The sequence below is a fragment of the Candidatus Phytoplasma zeae genome, from assembly GCF_001712875.1.
Classification (GTDB): domain Bacteria; phylum Bacillota_I; class Bacilli_A; order Acholeplasmatales; family Acholeplasmataceae; genus Phytoplasma; species Phytoplasma asteris.
The window spans coordinates 466306-491275 of the sequence record NZ_CP015149.1 but is presented as its reverse complement, the minus strand read 5'-3'; the positions used below and the strand labels follow the sequence as shown (position 1 = coordinate 491275).

General features: G+C 28.0%; 22 protein-coding genes. 20 read left to right on the top strand and 2 right to left on the bottom strand.

Annotated elements, in window-relative coordinates:
* Positions 1 to 19 precede the first annotated feature (19 nt).
* The 20 genes from MBSPM3_RS02450 (at position 20) to pth (ending at position 19798) form a co-directional block, all read left to right on the top strand.
* The gene (locus MBSPM3_RS02450; RefSeq protein WP_069028361.1) at positions 20 to 1063 is read left to right on the top strand and encodes an ABC transporter substrate-binding protein; all 1044 of its coding nucleotides are present in this window, start codon (positions 20 to 22) and stop codon (positions 1061 to 1063) included.
* 12 nt (positions 1064 to 1075) lie between these two features.
* Entirely contained in the window at positions 1076 to 1777 is a 702-nt protein-coding gene (locus tag MBSPM3_RS02445; protein WP_069028360.1) for an ABC transporter permease subunit, read from the top strand.
* Positions 1778 to 1897: 120 nt separating this feature from the next.
* Positions 1898 to 2221, top strand: coding sequence for a cyclic-di-AMP receptor (locus MBSPM3_RS02440; RefSeq protein WP_069028447.1), 324 nt, complete (start codon positions 1898 to 1900; stop codon positions 2219 to 2221).
* A 74-nt stretch (positions 2222 to 2295) separates the two neighbouring features.
* Positions 2296 to 2520 (top strand): 30S ribosomal protein S15, encoded by a 225-nt coding sequence (gene rpsO / locus MBSPM3_RS02435; RefSeq protein WP_069028359.1) that lies wholly within the window; start codon positions 2296 to 2298, stop codon positions 2518 to 2520.
* A 157-nt stretch (positions 2521 to 2677) separates the two neighbouring features.
* Positions 2678 to 3220, top strand: a complete 543-nt coding sequence (locus MBSPM3_RS02430) for a DJ-1/PfpI family protein (RefSeq protein ID WP_069028358.1) — start codon at positions 2678 to 2680, stop codon at positions 3218 to 3220.
* A 339-nt stretch (positions 3221 to 3559) separates the two neighbouring features.
* Positions 3560 to 4018, top strand: a complete 459-nt coding sequence (gene rplM / locus MBSPM3_RS02425) for a 50S ribosomal protein L13 (protein WP_069028357.1) — start codon at positions 3560 to 3562, stop codon at positions 4016 to 4018.
* A gap of 4 nt (positions 4019 to 4022) precedes the next feature.
* A complete protein-coding gene (gene rpsI / locus MBSPM3_RS02420) occupies positions 4023 to 4415 on the top strand; it encodes a 30S ribosomal protein S9 (RefSeq protein ID WP_011160514.1) in 393 nt (130 codons plus the stop codon).
* 99 nt (positions 4416 to 4514) lie between these two features.
* The gene (gene gltX, locus MBSPM3_RS02415; RefSeq protein WP_069028356.1) at positions 4515 to 5864 is read left to right on the top strand and encodes a glutamate--tRNA ligase; all 1350 of its coding nucleotides are present in this window, start codon (positions 4515 to 4517) and stop codon (positions 5862 to 5864) included.
* 167 nt (positions 5865 to 6031) lie between these two features.
* On the top strand, positions 6032 to 7348 hold the full coding sequence (gene cysS / locus MBSPM3_RS02410) for a cysteine--tRNA ligase (protein ID WP_069028355.1): 1317 nt from the start codon (positions 6032 to 6034) through the stop codon (positions 7346 to 7348).
* 171 nt (positions 7349 to 7519) lie between these two features.
* The gene (locus MBSPM3_RS02405; protein ID WP_069028354.1) at positions 7520 to 9160 is read left to right on the top strand and encodes a nucleoside kinase; all 1641 of its coding nucleotides are present in this window, start codon (positions 7520 to 7522) and stop codon (positions 9158 to 9160) included.
* Between the two features lie 302 nt (positions 9161 to 9462).
* Complete coding sequence (thiI, locus tag MBSPM3_RS02400; protein ID WP_069028353.1) at positions 9463 to 10740, top strand: tRNA uracil 4-sulfurtransferase ThiI; 1278 nt, start codon at positions 9463 to 9465, stop codon at positions 10738 to 10740.
* Positions 10741 to 10863: 123 nt separating this feature from the next.
* Positions 10864 to 11568, top strand: coding sequence for a TrmH family RNA methyltransferase (locus MBSPM3_RS02395; RefSeq protein WP_069028352.1), 705 nt, complete (start codon positions 10864 to 10866; stop codon positions 11566 to 11568).
* A 93-nt stretch (positions 11569 to 11661) separates the two neighbouring features.
* Positions 11662 to 12216 carry an inorganic diphosphatase gene (locus tag MBSPM3_RS02390; protein WP_069028351.1) on the top strand — a complete coding sequence of 185 codons (555 nt, stop codon included), beginning with the start codon at positions 11662 to 11664 and terminating at the stop codon, positions 12214 to 12216.
* A 247-nt stretch (positions 12217 to 12463) separates the two neighbouring features.
* On the top strand, positions 12464 to 12922 hold the full coding sequence (gene smpB / locus MBSPM3_RS02385) for an SsrA-binding protein SmpB (protein WP_198143619.1): 459 nt from the start codon (positions 12464 to 12466) through the stop codon (positions 12920 to 12922).
* Between the two features lie 207 nt (positions 12923 to 13129).
* Complete coding sequence (locus MBSPM3_RS02380) at positions 13130 to 14986, top strand: DUF2779 domain-containing protein (protein WP_069028350.1); 1857 nt, start codon at positions 13130 to 13132, stop codon at positions 14984 to 14986.
* A 244-nt stretch (positions 14987 to 15230) separates the two neighbouring features.
* Complete coding sequence (gene nusA, locus MBSPM3_RS02375) at positions 15231 to 16304, top strand: transcription termination factor NusA (protein WP_069028349.1); 1074 nt, start codon at positions 15231 to 15233, stop codon at positions 16302 to 16304.
* A 5-nt stretch (positions 16305 to 16309) separates the two neighbouring features.
* A complete protein-coding gene (locus MBSPM3_RS02370; protein ID WP_069028348.1) occupies positions 16310 to 16567 on the top strand; it encodes a YlxR family protein in 258 nt (85 codons plus the stop codon).
* 159 nt (positions 16568 to 16726) lie between these two features.
* Positions 16727 to 18586, top strand: coding sequence for a translation initiation factor IF-2 (infB, locus tag MBSPM3_RS02365; protein ID WP_069028347.1), 1860 nt, complete (start codon positions 16727 to 16729; stop codon positions 18584 to 18586).
* A 3-nt stretch (positions 18587 to 18589) separates the two neighbouring features.
* The gene (gene rbfA, locus MBSPM3_RS02360) at positions 18590 to 18931 is read left to right on the top strand and encodes a 30S ribosome-binding factor RbfA (protein WP_069028346.1); all 342 of its coding nucleotides are present in this window, start codon (positions 18590 to 18592) and stop codon (positions 18929 to 18931) included.
* A 300-nt stretch (positions 18932 to 19231) separates the two neighbouring features.
* Positions 19232 to 19798: an aminoacyl-tRNA hydrolase gene (gene pth, locus MBSPM3_RS02355; protein ID WP_069028345.1), complete on the top strand. Its 567-nt coding sequence runs from the start codon at positions 19232 to 19234 to the stop codon at positions 19796 to 19798.
* A gap of 107 nt (positions 19799 to 19905) precedes the next feature.
* Here pth and MBSPM3_RS02350 read toward each other — a convergent pair whose 3' ends face one another.
* Both MBSPM3_RS02350 and priA read right to left on the bottom strand, forming a co-directional pair.
* Positions 19906 to 21186: a hemolysin family protein gene (locus MBSPM3_RS02350; RefSeq protein WP_069028344.1), complete on the bottom strand. Its 1281-nt coding sequence runs from the start codon at positions 21184 to 21186 to the stop codon at positions 19906 to 19908.
* Between the two features lie 487 nt (positions 21187 to 21673).
* Positions 21674 to 24133 (bottom strand): replication restart helicase PriA, encoded by a 2460-nt coding sequence (priA, locus tag MBSPM3_RS02345; RefSeq protein WP_069028343.1) that lies wholly within the window; start codon positions 24131 to 24133, stop codon positions 21674 to 21676.
* Positions 24134 to 24970: the final 837 nt, after the last annotated feature.

Below are 24970 nucleotides of genomic sequence, written 5' to 3'. Positions count from 1 at the left end.
TAGAAAAGAGACACATTACATGTTTAAACTATATTCTTTATCTTCCAAAACTAAAAAAAATCTATTATTTGCCTTATTAACTATTTCTCTTTTGTGTAATTTGCTTTTGGGTTATTTTCTTTGGGATGCTAAAAAATCTTTAGCTCATACTCCTTCCAACCAAAAAAACCATAAATTAACAGTAGCAACTGCTCTGCCAACTATTAAATATTTTTTAGAAGAATATGCCAAAGACCGTTTAAAAGAATACAATATTGATTTAGATGTTCAATATATAAGTTCTGGATTTAAACAAACCAATGAATTACTTTTAAACAAAAAAGTTGATGCTAAATTAGACGCTCATGTACATGATTTAAATATTTTTAATAAAGAAAATCCAAATATTCCAGATCAAGATAAATTAACGTTTAGCCAAGTAGTTTATTTAGCTAAATTTGGGCTTTTTGCTAAACCTAATACTTTTAATAATTTAGAAGGAATTCAAAAAAACAATCATCCTAACAACCTTAAAATTTTGATGCCACAAGACAATTTTCAACGTTCTTTAGCTTTGCGCGTGTTGCAAGAATTAAAAATTATTGAAAAAATAAACCCAGAACGCACTCTTAGCATTGAAGAACAATTTAATTTAAAAACTACAGATTTTAAACCTACTAATTTATATCCTGACATAGAATACACTACTGAATCGAATTTAATGACAATTACATCTAGATTTCTTGCTCCTAATGATTTTGATTTATGTCTTAATTATCCTACTCTTATGGGATTGGGAATAAATAATTTTATATCACTAGGAATAATGCAAAAGCCCACTAATTTAGATGATATTATTTATTCTTATACCATTTCTTTAGTGACTACTAACAATAATAAAAATAACTGGAAAATTAAAATTTTACAAGATATTTTAAAAGAAGCAGAAGCTATTGAATATATGGAAAAAAGCCAATTTGCAACCAATTTTTATATGATTCCAAGACAAGAAGTTAAACAAATAAGTAAAAACATTAAAGATAAATATTTAGGCAAAACAGGCGCTGCTCCTGCTTCTAATTAATGGAAAAACTCAATGGAAAATAATATTTTTATTCGTTTGTGGAATGTTTTAGCTAAAAATCAATTGGTATGGAATGGTTTTAAAGAAACTCTTAAAATTACTTTAATAGGTTGTTTTATTGCTTTTTTTCTAGGGCTTATTTTAGGAGTTTTATTATATTTATTCAAAATACAAAAACATTATAAAAGATATTGGATTTTAAATAGTTTGATGAATTTTTTCATTTCTACTCCTTTTTTAATCTTAATTGTTTTATTACTAAAATTAATTTTAATCCCTTATTTTCGCATGGGTTATGGCTTTGGTACTGCCCTTTTTTTCTTAGTATTAGCTATTGCTCCTCTTTTTGCTCGTCATTGTGAACAAGTTTTTTTAACTACTAATCCAGAATTATACCAAACATCATTTAGTCTTGGAGCAACTAAATTTCAATTTGTGACTAAATTTTTGTTAACAGAAACCCGTTCTGATATCATTTTCAAACTAGCTTCTCTTTTTATCACTTCCCTTGCTTATTCTTCTGTTTTGCAAATTGTAGGGCATCAAGGTATTGCAGCAGTGGCAATTGATAATGGCTATAACGGACATTATGATTTTGATCCCTTTTTTACTCGCTTTGATTTAATTATAGTATCTGCTTTGCTTACCTTTATTTTAACTCAAACAGTTTATTTTTTAGGAAATCACATTGCTTTTGCCCTTGATAAACGCTAATTACATCCATTTTTTACCAATTTTTTTCCTCTCACCAACTTTTTTATCATTTTTTTCCGCAATTTAGTCTTTTTTTTCATCAAATAAAGTAAAATAATGTATAATACTCTTGTGGATAATATGAAATTAATTATAGCTATCGTTTCTAGTCACGATGCTAACAAAGTACAACAATCTTTAATAGAAAATAGTTTTTTTACAACTAGATTAGCTACTAAAGGAGGTTTTTTAAAAGAAGCTAATGCAACTTTTATTTTAGGAGTCAAAGAAGAACAAGTACCCAAAGCTTTAGAAATTATAAAAGCCCATTCTCATAAAAAAACTCAAATGATTCCAAACAATATCATCAATGAGTTTAGTGCTTATAATTCTTTTCCTACCGAAGTTTCTGTGGGCGGAGCAACGATTTTTGTTCTTGATGTGGACCAGTTTTTAAAAGTTTAACATTAATTAATAATTTTATCAAACCTAAAACCTATCAAATTCAACCAAATTTAAATTAAAAAAGGAGTTTTTACGTGGCATTAATCAAAGAACAAAAACAAGAAATCATTAAACAAAATTCACGTTTTGCAAAAGACACAGGTTCATCTGAAGTTCAAATTGCTATTTTATCAGCAGAAATCAAACAATTAAGTGAACATTTAAAACAACACCCTCATGATTTTCACTCTAAAAGAGGTTTGTTTATGAAAAACAGCAAAAGACGTAATTTAGTAAAATATTTAGCAAACCAAAATTAATAATTCAAATATCACAGCTTTTGTGGTATTTTTTTATTTTTATTTTTATTTTCCTTGCATTTAATTTACTCAAAACAACCCCACCCCCCAAAAATTACTTACACACACACGCAACTAAACGCATAACAAAGTTAAAAAGGAGACAACAAGGAACAATATGAAAGGTTTATTAGTTTTATATGACGGATTTGAGGATTGTGAGGCTTTAGTCACAAGAGCTTTATTAAATCGCGTAGACCTTCCTTTAACAACTGCAACTCTAAATCCCCAATTAGAAGTTATGTCTTCTAGCGGGCTTTGTGTAAAAGCAGATGCCAATTTAGCTATTATTAATCCTTTAGAATACGATTTTTTAGTTATTCCTGGAGGACCTTACGTAGCGCAAATTATTGAAAAAGAAACTTTTTTATTAAAATTAATTCAAAAATTTGTTGATGCTAATAAAGTTATTGGAGCTATTTGTGCCGCTCCCATGTTTCTAGGCAAACTAGATTTATTAAAAAATCACCCTTTTACTTGCTTTCCTTCTTGTAATCATTTTATTGAAGGCACTTATTTGCCAAACCAAAAAGCTGTTATTAGTGATAAATTTGTAACTTCGCGTTCTCCTATAACCGTCTTTGACTTTGTTTTTGCTTTAGTAGAAGTGCTGAAAGGCAAAGCTTTTGCTTTTGCTTTTAAAAATTCCCTTAATGTTTAGTAAATTTGGGACTTTTTATTTGTATATAAAAAATATCAAAATTATCTGATAACCATCCAACCATTATCCTCTTTTTTCATTTTTTTTACACAATTTATGCATTCTTTTTTAAAAAAAGTTGACAAAATGATTTTTTACTTGACTTAATGACATTATTTTAGTAAAATATTAAGAGAATGTTGAAAATAAAAAATTACTATTTCATAATAATTAAGACTATTTCATATCTAAATTACAAAAGATTTCATAACTCTTTTGTTTTTGTCGCTTTCAAACAAAACACAAATACACACATAAAATTAATCACTATTTTTTCATTAATAATAAGGAGAAAATTCCATGACAGAACAATTGCAACCAAAAAACAATCAAAAAACTTTAATGGCTAATAAAACAACAGTAAAACCTAAATGGCATCTAGTAGATGCTAAGGGAAAAACCCTAGGCAGATTAGCTACCAAAGTGGCTTCCATTTTAAAAGGAAAACACAAAACACATTACACGCCACACATAGACAATGGCGATTATGTTATTGTTGTAAATGCTGCCTATATTCATTTAACTGGCAAAAAGTGGCAACAAAAAACTTACTACAAACATTCAGGTTATCCAGGTGGTTTAACTAAAGTTGTAGCTTCAGAAATGATGCTTAAATTTCCTACAAGAATGGTTGAAAAAGCAATTTTAGGAATGGTTCCTCATACTAAATTAGGTTCACAAATTGGTAAAAAATTATTTGTTTATGCTGAACAAACCCACAATCACCAAGCGCAACAACCAGAAAGTTTAGAGGTTTAATTAGATGAAAAAAGTAAATTATTTTGGTACTGGTCGTCGTAAAAGTGCTGTGGCAAGAGTTATTTTAACTAATGGTACTGGCAAAATTACAATCAATACTAGAGATTTTGAAAAATATTTACCATTACCTGCAACACGCCTAGAAATGATTCAGCCTTTAGAATTAACTGAAAAAAGAGAAGCTTTTGATGTAAGTGTGAATGTAAACGGCGGAGGGCTTTCAGCTCAAGCAGGCGCTATTCGTTTAGGAATTGCACGCGCTTTAATTGAAAGTGTCCCCGAATTAAGAGCCATTTTAAAAAAAGCTGGTTTATTAACTCGCGATGCTCGTTGTGTTGAACGCAAAAAATACGGTTTAAAAAAAGCTCGTCGAGCACCACAATTTTCCAAACGTTAATCCAAAAAAGAACTTTGTCAAAAAGTTCCTTTTTTTTAAATTTTCCACCAACACCTCCTCTATCGATTTTAAATTAAAAGGAAAACCCTTACTGTAACTATGAAAAAAATTAAAGTTCGTTATGCTCCAAGCCCTACTGGTTTTTTGCATATAGGAAATGCCCGCACTGCTTTATTCAATTATTTGTTTGCCAAACACAATCAAGGAGAGTTTATCATCCGCATCGAAGACACCGATTTTTCACGCAATGTTGAAGGCGGCGAGGCTTCTCAATTAAAAAATTTACGTTGGTTAGGAATTGATTGGAGCGAAGGGCCCGATATCCAAGGACCTTTTGGACCTTATCGCCAATCAGAAAGACTTGCCATTTACCAAAAATACGCCCAAAAACTACTTGATCAAGATCTCGCTTACAAAGAATTTGAAGAAGGACACACCACTTTTGCCATAAGATTTCGCGTTCCTACCAATCAAACTTTTGCCTTTGATGATTTAATTAGGGGCAAACTTACTTTTCAAAGTCAAGAAATCGAAGACTTTATTATCCTCAAATCAAACGGCTATCCTTCTTATAATTTTGCAGTTGTCATTGATGATAACTTAATGCAGATTTCTCATATTTTTCGAGGAGAAGAACATATCACTAACACTCCTAAACAAATTATGATTTATCAAGCTTTCCAATGGCATCTTCCTCAATTTGCTCACATGACTTTAATTCTTAACGACAACAAAAAAAAATTAAGCAAAAGAGATGCTAATATTATGCAATTTATTGAACAATATGAAAAATTAGGATACTTGCCACAAGCATTATTTAATTTCTTATCTTTGTTAGGATTTAGTCCTTTAAGCCAAACCGAAATATTAAGTCCCCAAGAATTAATTAATTTATTTGATGTGGCACGCCTCAACAAAGCTCCTGCTATGTTTGATAAAACTAAACTAGATTATTTGAATAATCAACATTTAAGAAAGTTGCTTCCAGAAGTAATTGCATCATTTATTTTGCAAAAAAAATATTTAGCTCTTACAACCGCTCCTACAAATGACAAAGAGTGGATGACTAAATTTGTGGCTTTGTTTCAAGATAGAATGAATTATATGCAACAAATCACAGATTTTTATCAACTTTTTTTTCAATCCACACCTTTTTTATCGCAAGAAGCTACACATTTTTTACAAACTAATCCCCAAACAACCCTTATTTTAAAAACTTTTTATAATGTTTTTGATGTTATTGTATTTGAAAAAGATGTTATTGCTAATTCCATTAAACAAGTTACTAACCAAAATGATTTTGCTAAAAAAACACTTTTTATGGCTTTGCGTATCGGAACTACTTGCAAAATGCATGGTCCCAGTATCGCCCTTTTATTAGAATTGTTAGGAAAAAAACAAGTACTTAAAAATCTATCTTATGTTTTAGAACAAGCCCAAAAATTTTAATTAATTCCATTTGAAAAATAATATTTATATATTTCATATTTAATTTAATTTACTTATCATTTTATTTTATATAATTCATCCCATCGCAATTTAACCCTTATTTTTTTCTTTTATTTGCCACCCTCATTTTTCTTTATGCCATTTTCCAAACAAAAAGGATTTCTTTAATGCTAAAAATTTATAACTCTTTAACTCGCAAAAAAGAATTTTTTAACCCTGCCCATCCGCCCCAAATTAACATGTATGTTTGTGGACCTACTGTCTATAATCACCTGCATTTAGGAAACACCAGACCGTTAATTTTTTTTGATACAGTGAAAAGATATTTAGAAATGCTTAATTTTAGGGTATATTATGTAGTAAATATTACTGATATTGATGATAAAATTATTGAAAATGCCCTTAAAAACCAAGTTTTGGAACAAGATTTAGCCAATAAATATATTAAATCTTTCAACAATCTCCTCAAAACTCTAAACATTCAAACCATTAATTTTAAACCTCAAGCTACTCAATATATCAATTCTATGATTGTCTACATCCAAACTCTTTTAGACCAAGGATTTGCTTATTTTACCGATCAAGGAATATATTTTCGTGTATCTAAAATTGATGATTATGGTAAACTCAAAAAACAAGATTTATCCCAACTTAAACAAAATGCACGTAAACAATTAGACCCCCAAAAAGAATTTCCAGGAGATTTTATTTTATGGAAAAAAACTTCGCAAGGTATTACATACCCAAGTCCTTGGTTTGCAGGGCGTCCTGGTTGGCATACTGAATGTGCAACTATGATCGAGCAACTTTTTAAATTGCCTTTGGATATTCATGGAGGAGGTACAGATTTAAAATTTCCTCATCATGAAAATGAAATTGCCCAAACACACTCCCATAGCCACCAAAAACTAGCTAATTTTTTTATGCATGTAGAAAGATTAGATTATCAAAATCAAAAAATGTCTAAATCTTTAGGAAATATTATTTGGTGTAAAGATTTATTAAAACAATACAATCCTTGCATAATAAAGCTTTTAATTTTGAGTACTCATTACCGCAAGCCAATCAATTTTAGTTATGATTTGATGGAACAAGCCCAACAAAAATACCAAAAAATAACTGATTTTTTAACTAAAAATAATTTTTATTTAAAAGTTAATCAATTTTCTTGCCAAACCTTAGACCAAGATATAATGCAGTTATTTCATCAATTAATGCAAGATGATTTGGCTACTCATAAAGTAATTGATTTAATGGAACAAACAATTAAACAAACCCATCAAACCCAAATTTTGGATAAGTTATCCCAATTTCAAAACTCTTTATTATTAATTTTAAATATTTTAGGAATTGCAATTCCATTTAACAAACCAACAAAAATAGACTTACAAACATATTTTTTGTGGCAAGATGCAAGAAAATGTAGAGATTTTGCCCAAGCAGATATTTTAAGAAAGCAATTATTAGATAAAGGCTTTATTTAAAAACTTTGAAACGCTCCAATAATTTGCCTCCACATTTTAATTATTTTTTTTACCTTTTTTTATTTTTCAATATTATTTATTGCAATTCACAAACATTACAATAATTTTATTTATTTAGAAAAAGACCTCTTAATTGAGGTTTTTAATATATTATCAGTATCAGAGGGAATCGTGCTAAAAGTTTATTATAATCAAAACATCCTAAATGTTCCTTTAAACACTAGTTTAGAGACTTTAAAAAATCAATTAAACCTTAAAAATGTTTATGCTGCTAAAGTAAACAATAAATTAAAAGAACTTACCTTTAAATTGCATGCCCCCATCAATCAAATTACTTTTTTAGGCGCTTGGAACGCTGCGGCTGTAAATATTTATGAAGCTAGTTTAAGATATTTAGTTGCTATGGCATCTTACAAACTTTTTGAAAATATTTCATTACATTTTACTTATTATAGTTATTCTAGTATTTTGGTATCTTTTCCCAAAGAAATTACCTTTTTGCCAGAAATGTTTCAAAAAATTAAAGAAGAAATGCATTTGTTAGTATCGCAAAAATTAGATATTACCAAAAAGAAATTTCCCCTTGCAAAAGCCTTGCAAATTTATCAATCTTTGGGATTTGGGGATAAAATTAGTCTCCTCAAACAAAAAGCTCCTTCCTTTGCTACCCTTTATTTTTGCCAAAACTATTGTAATTATATGTATCAAGGTTTAGTTCCTAACACTAGTTATTTAGATAAATATCATTTATTTTATCATCAAAATGGGTTTGTTATGCAATTTATAACTCCTTTTAGTGATGAAAAAATTCCTCCTTTTCAACAAGAACCTCTATTTGAACAAATGCTTACTCAAAGTTTGGCTTTTAAAAAAACTATTCAAATGCAAAATGTTTCCCAAATTAATCAATTTGCCAAAACTGCTCAAAGTCAATTTAATTTAATTAATCTTGCAGAAATTAATCATCAAAATCAGTTGCAACAATTAAGTGCTAAAATTGCTAAACGTGCCTCCAATCTTAAAATTATTAATATTTCGGGTCCTTCTTCTAGTGGAAAAACTACATTTGCTAAAAGATTACAATTACAATTACAAGCGTTTGGAATTTGTACTTTTATTATTGCTATGGATAATTATTATTTGCCTTTGAAAGATATTCCCAAAGAAAAAGATGGCATCTCCTTTGATTTTGAAAGTATTGATGCCTTAAATATTCCTTTATTTAATCAAAATATCTATGATTTGCTGACTTGCAAAAAGACTACTATTCCCCAATTTGATTTTGTTACTCGTAGTCATACCCAAAAAGATATTCAAACCCATAATCATATTATTTTGGTAGAAGGAATACATGCCATAAACCCTAAACTTACTCCTTTTATTCCAAGATTACAAAAATTTCAAATCTATATTGCCCCACAACATCAATTATCACTAGATTTCCACAATCCTTTACATTTAACCGATGTGAGGTTTTTAAGAAGAGCTATAAGAGATTATATTTCTAGGAATACTACTATTTTAAGGACTTTTGAGTTTTGGGATTCTGTGCGAAAAGGGGAGTTTAGATGGATTTATCCTAATCAACAAGAAGCTGATTTTGTTTTCAATTCTGAATTAATTTATGAATTTAATGTTTTGAAACCATATTTAATTCCTTTGTTATTGCAAATTCCTGAAACAAGTAAGTATTTTGATAAAGCTCAGTATTTTTTAAATTTGTTAAGTTTTTTTAAATCTTTTGATTCTAATTTAGTGTTTCATGAGTCTTTGTTAAAAGAATTTATTGGTGGGAGTCCTTTTTATTTTTAGATTATTTTATAATTAAATATTTTTTTATATGGAAAGATTAACTTTTGCAAAAGTTAATCTTTTTTGTTGAAAAAGATATATTATATAAATGAGGATGTATAAATTATAATTGCAGTATTTAAGGCAAAAACTTATCAATATGCAGTTGTATCACAAAAATAGTTATATTCATGTTATAATTAAGCTGTAAAAAGTTATTATATTTTAATATTTAAGTGTATAAAGATATTTAAATATAATTTATTCAAAAATATTCATACACAAAATATTGATGTGAGGAACTTTATGTATCAAAAAAAAAAATTTTAATTAGATTTGGAGAATTATTTTTAAAAGGAAAAAATAAAAAAGCTTTCATTAATACATTAAGACAATTATTACAAAATAAAATTAAAGACCTTTGCAACGTTCAAATGTATTTTAAACACGATTATGCTTATCTAGAATATATTTATGATGCAAGTTTAGAAAAAGAAATTCTTAAAAGATTATCTTATGTATCAGGGATTTCTTCTTTTGTTGTAGTAAGTCAAGCAAGTAGACAATTAGATGATATTGTTCAAAAAGCTTGTTTATTGTTGCAAGAAAAAATTACAAAAAATACTTCTTTTAAAATAGAAACCACTAGAAAAGATAAAAGTTTTGCTTTAAAAAGTTTGGAACTTACCCAACAAATTGCTCCTTTAATTTTAAAGCAGTTTGAAGGTAAATTAATAGTTGATGTTAAAAATCCTCAAGTTATTTTACATGTTAGTATTAGAAAAGAAAAAACTTATCTTTATTTAAAAAGTGATGAAACTCAAGCTTTAGGAGGGTTTCCTGTTTCTTCTGTTAGTAGAGGAACTGTTTTGATGAGTGGTGGTATTGATTCTCCTGTAGCTGCTTATTTGGCGATGAAAAAAGGTATTACAGTAGAGTTATTACATTTTGAATCAAGCCCTTTAACTCCTTTAGAATCAATCCAAAAAGTAATTGATTTAGCTAAAGTTTTGAGTCGTTATGCTTTTGGTAATCAAATTAAATTGCATTTAGTGCCTTTTAGATATTTGCAAGAAACAATTACTAAAACAGTTCTAGATTCTTATATCATTAATGTTATGCGTCGGATGATGTATCGTTTAGCTTCTCAATTTGCTTTTCAAAAAAATCATTTATGTTTAATTAATGGTGAATCAGTAGGACAAGTAGCAAGTCAAACTTTGGAAAGTATGCAGACAACTACTCAAGTAACGAGTATGACTATTTTAAGACCTTTAGTTACTATGGATAAAAATGAAATAATTAAAATAGCTAAACAAATTGATACTTTTGATATTTCTATTCGTGCTTTTCATGATTGTTGTACTCTTTATTTGCCTCAAAATCCCACCACTAAACCAACTATTCTAAAAGCTAAAAGAGAAGAGCAAAAAATAGATTATTTCCCCTTATTAAATGATGCTTTTCAAAATACAATTACTCTAAATATAGACCAACATTTGCAATTTAATATCTGTGATTATGGTTTTTTTGATGTAAAAGAATCAATTAAGCATTTTTGCGAACAAAATCCAGAGCAAACAATTGTAAGTCAATATTAAAATACAAAAGATAAAAAACAATTCAATAAAAAACAATTCAATAAAATAATATTTAAAAAGATCGTAAAATGCAAATTAATTTTATATTTTTATGCTTTACTAATTTCATTCAAAGGAACATTTATGATTACATCGAAACAAAATCCTACTTTTAAAAAATTAAAAAAATTACAATTAAAAAAATATCGCGATTTATATCAACAATTTTTAGTATATGGTGATCATCTCATTGAACAAGCACAAAAAAACAACGCTGTTGTTACCATTTTTACTTCTAATGAGGAAAAACCAGGGACTTTTATTGCGCCTTCTTTGATGAAAGAATTATCTCAAACTAAAACTGTCTTTGAGCAAATGGCTCTTTGCAAACCTACCTCAGAGAATAATTTATTGTCTGATAAAATTTTAGTTTTGGATGATATTCAAGACCCTGCTAATTTAGGAGCTTTAATGCGTTCTGCTAGTGCTTTTGGGTTTAATCAAGTTTTTGCCAGTTTTCATAGCGCTGATTTTTATCATGAAAAAACTATTAGATCAAGCCAAGGTGCCTTATTTTCGCTTTTCTTAAAAAAAGGCAACACCAAATCCTTTTTAGAAGAAATTAAAGAAAAAAACTATTCTATTTTTAGTGCTTTTCCCCAAAAAGCCAATATTACTATGGAAGATGCTAAAAAATATCCTAAAAAAGTATTAGTTTTAGGAAACGAAGGACAAGGGATTTCTTTGGAAACAGAAGCCCTTTCTGATTATTTTGTAAATATTTGCACTCAAAATGTCGAAAGCCTAAATGTTGCAGTTGCAGGAAGTATTTTAATGTATCTTTTGTAATTACCAAAGATAAAAATTTATTGAAAAAAAATAAAACAATAAAATATCATAAAACAAATTATAAAATAAATAAAATAATAAAGAGGTTTAAAAATGAATATATTACATGATATTAATCCTGAAAGAATTACCAAAGAAGAGTTTATAGTAGTTATTGAAATTTCTCAAGGAAGTAAAAAAAAATATGAGATTGACAAAGAAACAGGTCTTTTGTTGCTTGATCGTTTTTTGACAACTGCTTTTCGATATCCGATTAATTATGGATTTGTTCCTTTAACTCATTGTGAAGACAATGATCCTTTAGATGTTTTGGTGTTATCTCAAGAAATCCTAGATCCTATGACTTTGGTAAAATGTCGTCCTTTGGGAGTAATTAAAATGATTGATAATGATGAATTAGATGAAAAAGTAATTGCAGTTCCTGTTTTTGATAAGTATTTTTCTCATTTACAAGATTTAAAAGATATGCCTTTGCCAATGATTGCAGAAATTAAGCATTTTTTTGAAAATTACAAAGCTTTGGAAAAGAAAAAAGTAGTTATTGAAGCTATACAAGATAAACAAGCAGCATTTAGTGCTATTGAAACAAGTCTTTTAACTTATCAAAAAGTTATTAAAACTTCTTTAAAGAAAGAAAAAAAGCAATAAAAACCTTCTTATATTTTTGCAAATAAAGTTTATTTGTGTTTTGCCTCCATATCATTTTTCAGTTTTAATAAGGCTCAATTGTAATTAAATTATTTGATTAATATTTGATTAAAATGTTTGAAAAGAAAAGATTTGACAATAATATTGGTGATAAATATACTGTACAACAAACTTATTTTTAAAAAAACTTACTAACTCAATTTTGATTATTGCATTTATTTCATTTTGCAAAGGAAAAGTTTCAATTATGAAAACAATTATCACTAATAAAAAAGCATTTTATGATTATTCTTTAGAAAAGAAAAAATATCAAGCAGGAATCAAATTATTAGGAAGCGAAGTAAAATCAATTAGAATAGGAAAAATTAATTTATTAAACTCCTATATTCATATCAAAAATGAAGAAGCTTTTATAGTGAATATGACTATTTTAAAATATCCTTTTAGTTGTTGTTTGGCATATGATGAAAATAGAACTAAAAAGCTTTTGTTGCAAAAACATGAAATTATCCAAATTCAAAACAAAATTAAAACTGAAAAATTGTCTGTTATTCCTTTAAAAGTTTATTTTAATAAAAATTTAGTTAAATTAGAAATTGCCTTAGCTAAAGGTAAGAAACAACACGATAAAAGAAATGCTTTAAAAGACTTTGATGCTAAATTGCGTATTCAAAAAACATTAAAAAAATTTAATCAAAAACAATAAACCTTAACCCTTGTATTTTTTAATGAATAAAAAACCAATTTTAAAAATCCCCAACTTAAATTGCTTAATATTTTGTATTTTTTTGTAGTTTAACAATAATTTATAACAATTAAATTTTTGCGATAATAATGATACAAAATAATCAATTATTTTGTATTTTTTGCTTTTATGCAGATATCAAATTAGACAATAATTAAGGACACATGAATGAAAATTTCTAAAACTCGTTTTATTAAGTTTTTAAAAGTTTTAAAATATTTGAATTTTAAGTTTTTGTATCAAAATAAATCTCAGTTTCTTTTGGATTTTTCCAATGAACTCAAAGATTTAATTAATGAAGAAACTTATGCTAAAAAACTTGCTTTTTTACAAGAAAATCTAAGCGAGCAAGACGAATATCAAACTGTTTTAAACCAAAAACATTTAAACATTATGCAACCTTATTACAAACAATTAGAGCTTTTGGTAGGTTCTTATTTGGAAAAACATTTTCCAGGAGAAGTTATTTTTTCTTTGGAAACTTATCAACAAAAAAAGTTTCAAATGAATAAACAAGGATATCAATTTTATTGTTTTTTAGATGGATATCAAGAAGACAAAACTACTATTCGTATTTTTGAAACTAAAACTACTACTAGCAAAAAATTCTTAAAATTGCAATTTGTAAACGATAACAAAGAAAAAATGCCTTTTTTCCATTATACAAGTCCTAACACCTTATCACCTTTTTGCAAGGGCTCCAATCAAGACAACCCATCTTATCAAAAAAAAATGCAAACTTTTTTTAATCCCAAATCACAAGAAGGAAAATACATCTATGATTTAACTTATCAAAGATGGGTAATTGAAAACAATTTAACTGAGGCACAAAAAAAGAAAAAAATAGAGTATTATTTGGTAGTTCTTAATTCGGATTATGTTTATGATTGCAAAAGTTGTAATGCGGCTTTGGATCCTAACTTGCTTACTTTTATTGATTTGACTTTGATTACACAACAAGGAACTCAAATATTAGAAAATGATGCCAATCTTTTAATTTCTTATTTGTCTTCAAAAACTAACAAGCCAAACGGCACTTCTGCTTATTATTTGTTGCCTGAAAAAATACTTCATTTTTATGAAAACATCCCTTCCAAAGACAGTATTTTTACTTATTTTTATAATCATTTAGGTTTTTTTGACTCCCAAAACAAACAAAAACACGAAACACAACAGTTAATTTTGCAACAATATTATCATGTTTCTGACATTCCTTTTGCTTGGTTGAATCGTTTTGATAACAAAGTGCAACAAAAAGTTACCCAAAAAAAGCTTCCTTATTATTGTTTTGATAAGATTAAAGCAGGGTTGCAAATTCTAAAATACCCTCTTTATTATTTAGATTTTGAGGCTTTTCCGTGTCCCTTTCCTAGATTTAAAGGCGAAAAACCCTATACCCAATCCTTATTTCAATTTTCACTTCACATCGAAAAAGCCCCTGGTTTGTGCAACAAAGATAAAAATCACGTTTCTTTTTTGGCACCCGATCACGCCGATTACAGAAAAACCCTATTAGAAAAACTAACCAATGCCATTTTAGATGATGGAGGCTCCATTATTGTTTATCATAAAGCTTTTGAAAAAACACGACTTCAAGAATTATCTTTGCTTTTTCCTGAATATTCCTTGCAAATCCAAAACATTATTACGCGTATTTTCGACCTTAAAGACCTTCTAAAAGGCAGCAAAACTTTTTATCAAAACCTAGGATTTGATTCTGAACAAGCCGCAGGCATTAATTTTTATCATCCCCATTTGCAAGGTTCTTTTTCTATCAAAAAAATTACTCCTTTATTTTGCAATTTGAATTATAAAAATTTAGTTATTCAAAATGGTATTGAGGCTTTTTTAACTTACATTCAACTGCCTAAAATGTCTCCTTTGCAATTTCAAGCGCAATTTCAAGCCTTAGAACAATATTGCAAACAAGATACTTGGGTAATGGTAGAAATTTTGAAAGGACTTATCAGCCAAACCCAAAAACCTAATTTCTTATATTTAACTCCTAAAGATATTGTCCAATAGTCAAATTTATTATTTTTTTATCTCCTTTTTACTCACAAAATTCCTTAAGGATGCATAAAAAATTGTTATTTGCCTTGGGAAATGATATAATTATATTATGAGTTATTTTTTTTCATCAAAAGATAAAAATGGTGCTTGTAACAAATCACTGTTTTTTTTATTTTGTATCTGGTTTTAGTTGGTTGCGTTTGTTAATGTTAAATTCGCCCACATCTAACAAGATATATTTACTAGGAGGTATCGTTTGATTAGTAAGAATTTTTTTAAACTTTTAGATAAAATCGCTCAAGAAAGAGATTTAGATAAAGACCAAGTTATTGATGCTTTTGCTAAAGGATTGATTTCTGGTTGCAAAAAAAATCATAAAGTTAAAAGCTGTAAAATCCAGTTAAAAGAAGACAAAAGCGAAATTATTTTATATAAACAATTTTTGGTTGCCGACGAAGCTACTATGAGCACTATTAATTTAAAAGAGTCAACTCCCATTACTCTTGAAGAAGCCCAACAAATTAAGCCTCATGCCAAAATAGGTCAAGTAATTGATATTAAAGTTGATCCTAAAGATTTTAATCTATACGCTGTCAAAGAACTTAAAAATCAATTCAACGAAGAGCTTACCAAAAAGAAAAGAGAAAACATTTATAATTTTTTCAAACAACAAGAAGGCAAATTAATTAGCGCTAAAATTATTTCGGAAAACGATAAATTTTATAATTTGGAATTAGAAAAAGAAATTACTACCTTGCTGCCTAAAAAAGAAATTGCTTCCAATAATGAAATGCAAGTAGGCGAAAGAATTCAAGTTTTTTTGTCAGAAGTAAGAAAAACTACTAAATGGCCTAAGATTTTTGTCAGTTGTAATCATGTGGGACTTGTAGTTAAAGTGTTAGAAGAAAATATTCCTGAAATCCAAGAAGGCATCGTTAAAATTGCAGGGATTGCCCGCATTTCTGGCGAACGTACCAAAATTGGTTTATTGTCCTGCGACGCTCAAGTAGATGCCATTGGCTCTTGTATTGGCGAAAGAAGTAACCGTATTAAAAATATTATCAAAATACTTAAAGACGAAAAAGTTGATTTATTTGTTTGGAGCGACGATCCCCAAGAACTTATTTCAAATGCCCTCAAACCTGCTTCATGCATTCAAGTTGTCATCAAAGACGACATTAACAAATACGCTCTTGCAATTGTTCCTGACGACCAATTTTCTTTAGCGATTGGTAAATTAGGTAAAAATGTTAAATTAGCAGTGGAAGTAACTAAGTGGAATATTGATATCAAAACCTTAGATCAAGCCCAAACAGAAGGATTAATTTAATTGTAATGACTGTTTTGCGAACTTGTATAGTTTCTAAAAAAATTCAAGATATCAAAAAAATGATTAGAATAAATAGCACTAAACAAGGAAAAGTAGCTATTGATTTTAATTTAGCACTTCAAGGAAGAGGAGCATATCTAACTTTAAAACTTGAATATGTTATTTTGTCGCAAAAAAAGAAACTTTTAGATAAAAAACTCAAAACCAAAGTTCCTGAAGAAATATATCAAACTCTTTTAAAATTGATTGCTTTACAAACTTAGCAAACATTTTTATATTTTATTTATGCATTTTTCCATCTTTGAAATATTTTTTGTTCACTTCACACTTCATATTTTTTATTTTGTGCCCAATTTATTTTTTATGTTGCAATCTTTTATTTTCATGCATTAAAAATTATTAAAATTAAAGGAGGGATGTAAATGACCCTTAACAAAAAAACAAATAATGAAAATTCATCCAATACTACCCCTAAATTATCCAAGAAAACGGATTTGAGAAACGATTTTGCTAGTAAAAACTATGTTTTTAATCCCCAAGACAAAGTTTTTCAAATCGCTCAAGTTTTTGGTATTACCAGTGCTGTTTTAATTAAAAAATTATTACAATTAGGACTTAAAGCAGATGTTAATCAAACCTTAGAAAAAGATATTGTTGAACTTTTAGCCAAAGATTACAATATTCAAGTAAGCGAACCCCAAGAAAAACACACCCCACCACAACTTCAACCGCAAAAGCCTTCCCTCACTAAAACCAAAACCAACCAAAAACTTAATTTTCAAAAAAAACCGCCCATTGTAACTATTATGGGACACGTTGACCACGGCAAAACTACCCTATTAGATGCCATTCGAAAAACTCGTGTAGTTGATCAAGAATTTGGAGGCATTACCCAACACATAGGAGCTTATCAAGTTGAATACCAAGGCAATAAAATAACTTTTATTGATACTCCAGGACATGAAGCTTTTGATAAGATGAGGGCTAGAGGAGCTAAAATTACTGATATTTGTATTTTGGTAGTAGCAGTTGATGATTGTGTCAAACCACAAACCTTAGAAGCCTTGAAGCACGCCCAAAAAGCCCAAATTCCTATTATTGTTGCTTTAAATAAAATTGATAAACCCAATAATAACACACAACAAATTATGCAAGAATTATCTAGTTATGATTTGTTGCCTGAAGAATGGGGCGGCACTACTCCTTATATTGCTATTTCTGCTTTAAAAAGAGAAGGTTTGGAAAAAATATTAGAAATTATTCTTTTAGTTAGTGAAATCCAAAATTTACAAGCTAATCCCGATCAAAAAGCTCAAGGAACAGTTATTGAGGCAAGCCTTGATAAATCTTTAGGACTGGTGGCTACTTTTATTGTAAGTGATGGCAACCTCAAAGTAGGCGATATCGTCGTTGCTGGAGCTTCTTATGGAAAAATTCGTTCCATGGAAGATGAAAACAAAAAAAAACTAACCAAAGCCTTACCTTCGCAACCTGTGCGTGTTGCAGGATTAAAAGAAGTGCCTCAAGCAGGAGATATTTTTTACGCCGTTGCTAATGAAAAACAAGCACGCCAAATTGTAGCCGAAAAAAAATCCCAAACTAAAGAAACTTTAGCCAAAACCCCTTCACCTCTTAATTTAGAAGATATTTTACAAGACTTAGAAACCGAAAAAACGCAAGAACTAAATATCATTTTAAAAGCTGATACTCAAGGAAGTTTGGAAGCGCTTCAAGGTATGATTGCTAAAATTAAAGTATCTGATCTTAAAGTGCAACTTTTGCGCGCTGCTGTTGGCACCATTACAGAAACAGATATTGCTTTTGCCAAATCATCAGACAGTTTGTTAATAGGATTCAATATCAAACCTGCTTCTTCCACACTCAAATCTGCTCAAAGACAAGAAGTAAAAATTACTATTCATAATGTTATTTACCGCATTATTGAAGATATTGAACAAAAATTAAAATCTATGATTAAGCCTACTTTTGAAGAAGTGGTTACTGGTAAAGTAGAAGTAAGAAAAATTTTTAATATCAGTAAAGTTGGCAATATTGCTGGTTGTTATGTGACACAAGGTATTGTCAATAATAGCGATTTTGCCAAAGTAATGCGCAATGATGAAGTTTTATTTAAAGGTAAAATTGCATCCTTAAAACATCTCAAAGACAACATTAAATCTGCCAAACAAGGTTATGAGTGCGGCATTTTACTTGATGGTTTTAATGATTTTGAAATTAATGATATAATAGAAACATCTAAACTAAGCAAAGTAGAGGAATAAAAAATGGTAACAACAGCTGAAAGATTGTCTAGTCTAATTCAAAAAGAATTGGTATTAATTAATGATGTTATTCAAGACGAACAAATAGGATATATTAATTTAACCGATGTTAAAGTAACAAAAGACTTGTCTTTTGCTAATATTTATTACACTATTTTAAGCGATGATCCAACTGTTTTGAAATTAACAGAAGAAACTATTGAACAAAATAAAGTTGTTATTCGGTTAGAATTAGCTAAAAAAATTAAAAATTTTCGTAAAATACCTGATTTAGTTTTTAAATATGATAAATCTTTATCTTATGGACGCCGTATAGAAAATATTTTAAAAGATATTAATAAATAATTCTTTCTTTGTTATTTGTTTCAATAATTTATATAAGAGATGCTTTAATAAAGGCATCTTTTTTCTTTATTGGTGTTGGTATTTTGTTATCTTTGTTATTAAAAATAATTTGCGCACAAAATACAAAAATTAAAATCACTTTTCTTTGTGCAATTCCAAAAAATAATGTAATTAGTAAAATAATTCAAATATATAATTGCAAAAATAAATTTGTAAACGGCTTTTGTTTTGCTTTTTGTTTTTGCTTATCATAAATAATAAAATGAAATAATAAAACACAACAAAAAGAAAGGAAAAACGATGAAACTTATTGTAGGTTTGGGCAATCCAGGTACCAAATTTCTAAAAACTCGTCATAATGTTGGTTTTGCTGTTGTTGATTCTTTTTTAAGTCAAAATAAATATCAAATCTTGAAGGAAGACAAAACCGCCCACATTTATCAAATTAATTTTAACCACCACCAATCATTATTGATTAAACCACAAACGTATATGAATTTATCAGGTGAAGTGGTAAAAAAAATTATAAATAAATATCGCATTAAGATAGAAAATATTTTAGTTATTGTAGATGATATTTATTTGGATGAAGGCAAATTAAAGTTAAAAATGCAAGGTGGTCATGGAGGGCATAACGGATTAAGGAATATTATTGATCGTTTAGGCACTAAACAATTTAAAAGGTTAAAAATAGGAGTAAGTTTAGATTCTTGCATGCCTTTGGATCAATATCTTTTAACGCCTGTCAATGCAAGCAGTCAAAAAAATATTTTAAAAAACATTAATATTATTAATAAAATTATATTTAATTTTATCCAAGATGTGGATTTTAATATTTTAATGAATGGGTATAATTCTAAACTTTGATTTTGTATTACCCATTATTATTTATTTGAAAATAAATGATTTCTTAATTGAACAAATTTATAAAGGTATAAAAAAAGAGCAAATATGAAAATATTTGCTCTTTTTATTTATTTTATTTCTTCTTGTAAATCTATTTTTGTGATTTTGATTTGAGAAATTACTTTATCATTGTGTTTTAAGATTGTAAATTTAAAATTCTTGTAAATGATTTCGGTATTTTTGTCATTTGGTTTGGGGAATCTTCCCAATTGTCCTATTAAAAAACCACTTAAAGTATCATAATCTTCAGTGTTAAATTCTAATTTAATTGCTTCTGCGACCTCTTCTAAATCAGCAAATCCATTAACAATATATTCATTTTTGGCAACTTCTTTAATCATTAGATCTTCGTTGTCGTATTCATCCGAAATTTCACCTAAGATCTCTTCAATTAAATCCTCAAAAGTAATTATTCCAGCTGTGCCACCATATTCGTCAATTACTATTGCCATATGGGTTTTGGTTTTTTTCATTTCGCGGAAAAATTCATTAGTATTTTTTGTATCTGGGACCAAATAAGGTTTTCTAATGAATTTTTTCAAATCAAAAATTTTATTTGGGTTTGAGGACATTAAATAATTAAAAATATCTTTAACATGTAAAATGCCTATAATATTATCAATACTATTTTCATAAACTGGAAAACGTGTGTATTTTTCATTTTGGATAGTTTTAATTAATTCTTTTTTGGTAATTTCAACATCAATTGCAACTACTTCGGTGCGGTGGCGCATTACTTCAGAAATGTTTGTGTGATCAAATTCAAAAATATTTTGAATCATTTTATTTTCATCTTTGTCAATGATGCCTTTTTGATAACTTGAAGTTAACATTAAGCGTAGTTCGTCTTCTGAGACTTGTATGCTATTTTTGTTAGGATTTAGTCCGAAAACAATAAGAAAAAGATTACTTACTTGAGTCAAAATCCAAACCAAAGGCGTAATTAACCAAGCAATTAAGGAAATAGAACCAGAAAAAAGATAAGCAATTTTGGAAGGTGCATGCATTGCTATGCGTTTAGGAATTAATTCTCCAAAAATAATAGAAAGGGTAATAATTAAAGCCTCAATTCCGATGTTATGTAATGAAAAATGCCCTTCTGTTTCTCTTAGCCAACAAGATGTTACAATATTTCCTTGAAAAAAAGTAATGATGTGAATCATAATTTGAATTACTGATAAAAAAGTGGTTGGTTTGGCTTTGATTTTTTTGACTCTTAGAGCATTTTTATTGCCCTTTTTGATATCTAATTCAATTTTGCTTTCGTTAGTAGAAATAAAAGATATTTCGCAAGCTGCAAAAAAAGCATTTAATGCGATTAAAATAATCAATATGACTATCGGATTCATAAGAAAAAATAACTTTTGGCATTAATGCACATTTTTTTATTTGCTAAATTTGATTTTTTACCCACAAATGTCTTTTTTTCAAAGATCTTTATTGTGCTAAATTTTATACTATCACTATCGTCCATATTTTTTTGAAACAACACCTCGCTTTTAATTTATATTTTTAATAACTAACTAATCTCATTTTAACATAAATAATAAAAAATGTCAATTTATAAAGTAAAATAATTGCTGGTTTTTCATTGGTTTTTGATCGCTTTTTATGGTACATATTTTTTTGTTAATGGAAAATAAAAGCAATAAAAAAGAATAGTAATTTTATTTGGGTGTTTCTTTTGGTTTTGTGATTTTTTTGTGATTTGTGGTAATTGAAAAAATTGATGACTATTTTCAAAAACTTCTGTTTGCTATTATTGTTGCCTTTTGGTTTGGCGTTTCTTTTTTGCCTCCATGCAATTTTAATTTATCTTTGGATTTTATAATTTGTTCACAATAAATTAGCAAACCTATCAAAAATAATTAAAGCATCTTGGTGAATGTTGTTTTCCAAAATAAAATCTAGATCCAAAGGCCAAATGCTATATTTTAGTGTCAATAAACAGCGATAACGGTTATTTTTTTTAGGAATAAGTGATAAAACAGGACCTAAAACAGTTATTTTGTGTGAAAAGCGATTGGACAATGCTGCTTTGATGCGATAAGCAATATCAAAAGTTTTTTTAAAATCTTTATGAGAGATTAAAATTTGGCTCAGGTATCCAAATGGAGGGTTTTGTGACATTTTTCTTTCTTCTAAAAGTTGTCTCAAAAACTCCTTTTCTTCATATTTGACTGCCGCATTAATTGCAAAATGGTCTATATTATAGCTTTGCACAATTACTTTGCCTTGTTCTTTTCTGCCACAACGTCCTGCTGCTTGAATGAGTAATTGAAAGGTTTTTTCTGAGCCTTTAAAACTAGGAATTTTAAGTAAAGAATCTGCCATTAAAATACCTACTAAAGTAACTTTGTGAAAGTCAAGTCCTTTGGCAATCATTTGAGTTCCTAACAAAATATCTGCTTTTTCTTGATTAAAATCGTTCCATAATTTTTCGTATTGACTAATTTTTGTGATAGTATCTGAATCAAATTTGATAAGTCTTGCTTGCAAAAATTCTTTTTGGAGATAAGCTTCGATGTATTCGATACCAACGCCTACTTCTTTTATTTGTTCTTTGGAGCAGCGCATGCATTTTGGTGTAAATTGCTCTTTATAGTTGCAATGACTACATTTTAATAGTTCTTGTTTTTGATAAAAAGTAAGGCTATTGTTGCATTTATGGCATTTGGGGACAAAGCCGCAAAAACGACATAAAACAAATGGTGCAAAACCTTTAGTGTTGATAAATAAAATGGCTTGTTGTTGTTTGGCTAGAACTTCCCTTAATGCATGTTTTAGGGTTTGGGAAAAAGGTTCTAAATTGCCTTTTTTTAATTCTTCTTTCATGTCTACAAGTTCGATGGGAGGTAAAGCATCAATTAAAGCTCTTTTGGTAAGGCTTAAAAGTTGATAATTTTGTTGTAAAACTTGATAATGACTTTCCAAAGAAGGAGTAGCGCTTCCTAAAATTAAAGGAATTTTGTGGTATTTAGCCCTTATTTGTGCCAAGGTTCTTGCATCATAAGTGGCGCGCTCTTTTTCTATTAAAGCCTCGTCGTGTTCTTCGTCAATGATGACAATTCCTAAATTATTTAAAGGAGCAAAAATAGCACTACGAGTGCCTAAAACAATGCAGGCTTGTTGTTCTTTGATTTTTAAAAATTGGTCTAAATGTTCTTTGGGGCTTAAATAACTGTTTAAAATAGCTATATTTTTGTTTGTGAATTTGGCTTGGAGGCGTTGCATTAAAGGAGCTATTAACATTACTTCAGGTACCAATAATAAAACTTGTTTATTTTGATTGAGAACTTTGGTAATTAAATGGAGATAAATTTCAGTTTTGCCTGAGCCTGTTTTTCCGTGTAAAAGATAAGTTTTGTGGTAGTTAAGATTTATTTTTTGTGCTATTTGTTGTTGTTCTTCATTCAAAATTATTTTTTTGTCTTCTGCAAGTAAATCAAAGTTGTGATTTAGAACTATACTTATTTTTTGTTCTGTTTGTAAAAGAATCTTTTTGCGGATTAAGGATTGAATAATGCTGTTTGAAGTCAATTCTAAGGCTTTTTTTCTTGTGATTTCTTGAGTTTTTATTTTTGGTTTGCTATGTTTGATTTCATTTGAGCTTGTTTTATCTAAAATTTTTAAAGGTTTTAAAGGTTTTAATTGTTTTAATTCTTTTAATTTTGCAATAAAATCTTTTTGCTTGGGTGTTAATTTTATATCTTTTTTTTCACTTAATTGCGGATTAAGGTGGTAAATGCATATTTTTTTTTCATTGTTTTTTTCTTTGAGTTGTAAAATATCTTTGATTATGACAATTTTTTTCTTAGATAGTTTTGTAAAATGTTCTAATAGTTTTTCTTGGGATTTGTTTTTGGGATTTAAAAAAAGTTCCTTTTTGTTTGCGAAAAAACCTTTGAGATTTTCAGGAAATAACTCCTTATTTATAATTTTAATTTCTTTTAAAAAAGATTTTACAAATTCTTTGGGGAAAATAGTTTCATAAACTAAGGCTTTAATAATGAAAGGAGTTTTTAACATTTCTTGGGATAATAAAAAAAATTCTTGATCAAAATAAGGAGTTTCATCTAAAATAGTTATTATTTCTTTTAAGTTCTTATTGAACTTGCTATTTTCTTTTAAATTGATAATATAGCCTAAGCGTTGCGAATTAGTATTACCAAAAGGAACTACAACTCTCATTGTTTTTTTGATTATCTTTTCAAAATGGGGTGGTACCAAATAATCAAAAGGTTTGTTAATTCCTTGATATGTATTTTTTATATCTATAATTACTTCAGCTATCAATTTTTTATCCTTGCTTTCTTTATTGATTTAGTTTTTGAGAGTTTGATACTTCAATTATAACAAAATTATAAATCATTTGGGATTAATAAAAAAAGAGACTTTAAAAAGCCTCTTTGGGATTTGTTTGATTGTAATTAATGTGTGTAAACGATTTTAATTTATTTTTTTACAGTAGCTAATTTATTTTTGTTAGGTTTATTACCTACTTTAGTTTTAGTTTTTGCAGAATTTTCTTTTTGTGCTTTTGGTTGTTGTGTCTCATCTAAAGCATAAATTTCTTTTTGACTTAAAGTATCTTTATCTAATAAAGCTTGGGTTATTTTTTCTACTTATGATTTCATTTTTTCATCATTAAAGTTTAAAAAATAGCAAAAATTTTGTGTTGGATAGCATCAGTAATTTTTTGATTTGCATTACTTTTAGAAAGAATATGATAATTATAAGCAAAAACTTCTTGGTTTCAATCAGGGTTTATTTTTCTAAATTCGGTTTTTAAATTTTCTAAATTAGGATTGAGACCTAAATAATGTTCAATAATGTTTGTCTTGGTATCGGGTTTGATTTCAGGAAGGATGTGGCTTAATTTTGCATTAGGGACAGATTTATTTTTTGTTTAATAAAAATAATTGCAGATAACAAAATTATTAGTGCGATAATAAATGTGATAATTATTAAATACTTGTAGTATTTAGTTTGAATAGATTTCATGAAAAATAACAAAATCCTTTCTATAGAAAACTAGTTTCCTTAAATATTATACTATTATTTACTGACTATACATTATTATATTTGGAAATGTTGAAAAATTCATATTTTATCTTTTGTCAATTTACAAAT

Coding starts and splice junctions, on each gene's coding strand:
- rbfA (WP_069028346.1), top strand. CDS start 18,590: ATGGTAACAACAGCTGAAAGATTGTCTAGTCTAATTCAAAAAGAATTG.
- MBSPM3_RS02430 (WP_069028358.1), top strand. CDS start 2,678: ATGAAAGGTTTATTAGTTTTATATGACGGATTTGAGGATTGTGAGGCT.
- rpsI (WP_011160514.1), top strand. CDS start 4,023: ATGAAAAAAGTAAATTATTTTGGTACTGGTCGTCGTAAAAGTGCTGTG.
- cysS (WP_069028355.1), top strand. CDS start 6,032: ATGCTAAAAATTTATAACTCTTTAACTCGCAAAAAAGAATTTTTTAAC.
- MBSPM3_RS02445 (WP_069028360.1), top strand. CDS start 1,076: ATGGAAAATAATATTTTTATTCGTTTGTGGAATGTTTTAGCTAAAAAT.
- MBSPM3_RS02395 (WP_069028352.1), top strand. CDS start 10,864: ATGATTACATCGAAACAAAATCCTACTTTTAAAAAATTAAAAAAATTA.
- MBSPM3_RS02440 (WP_069028447.1), top strand. CDS start 1,898: ATGAAATTAATTATAGCTATCGTTTCTAGTCACGATGCTAACAAAGTA.
- rplM (WP_069028357.1), top strand. CDS start 3,560: ATGACAGAACAATTGCAACCAAAAAACAATCAAAAAACTTTAATGGCT.
- smpB (WP_198143619.1), top strand. CDS start 12,464: ATGAAAACAATTATCACTAATAAAAAAGCATTTTATGATTATTCTTTA.
- pth (WP_069028345.1), top strand. CDS start 19,232: ATGAAACTTATTGTAGGTTTGGGCAATCCAGGTACCAAATTTCTAAAA.
- MBSPM3_RS02370 (WP_069028348.1), top strand. CDS start 16,310: ATGACTGTTTTGCGAACTTGTATAGTTTCTAAAAAAATTCAAGATATC.
- infB (WP_069028347.1), top strand. CDS start 16,727: ATGACCCTTAACAAAAAAACAAATAATGAAAATTCATCCAATACTACC.
- MBSPM3_RS02380 (WP_069028350.1), top strand. CDS start 13,130: ATGAAAATTTCTAAAACTCGTTTTATTAAGTTTTTAAAAGTTTTAAAA.
- MBSPM3_RS02450 (WP_069028361.1), top strand. CDS start 20: ATGTTTAAACTATATTCTTTATCTTCCAAAACTAAAAAAAATCTATTA.
- MBSPM3_RS02350 (WP_069028344.1), bottom strand. CDS start 21,186: ATGAATCCGATAGTCATATTGATTATTTTAATCGCATTAAATGCTTTT.
- gltX (WP_069028356.1), top strand. CDS start 4,515: ATGAAAAAAATTAAAGTTCGTTATGCTCCAAGCCCTACTGGTTTTTTG.
- MBSPM3_RS02390 (WP_069028351.1), top strand. CDS start 11,662: ATGAATATATTACATGATATTAATCCTGAAAGAATTACCAAAGAAGAG.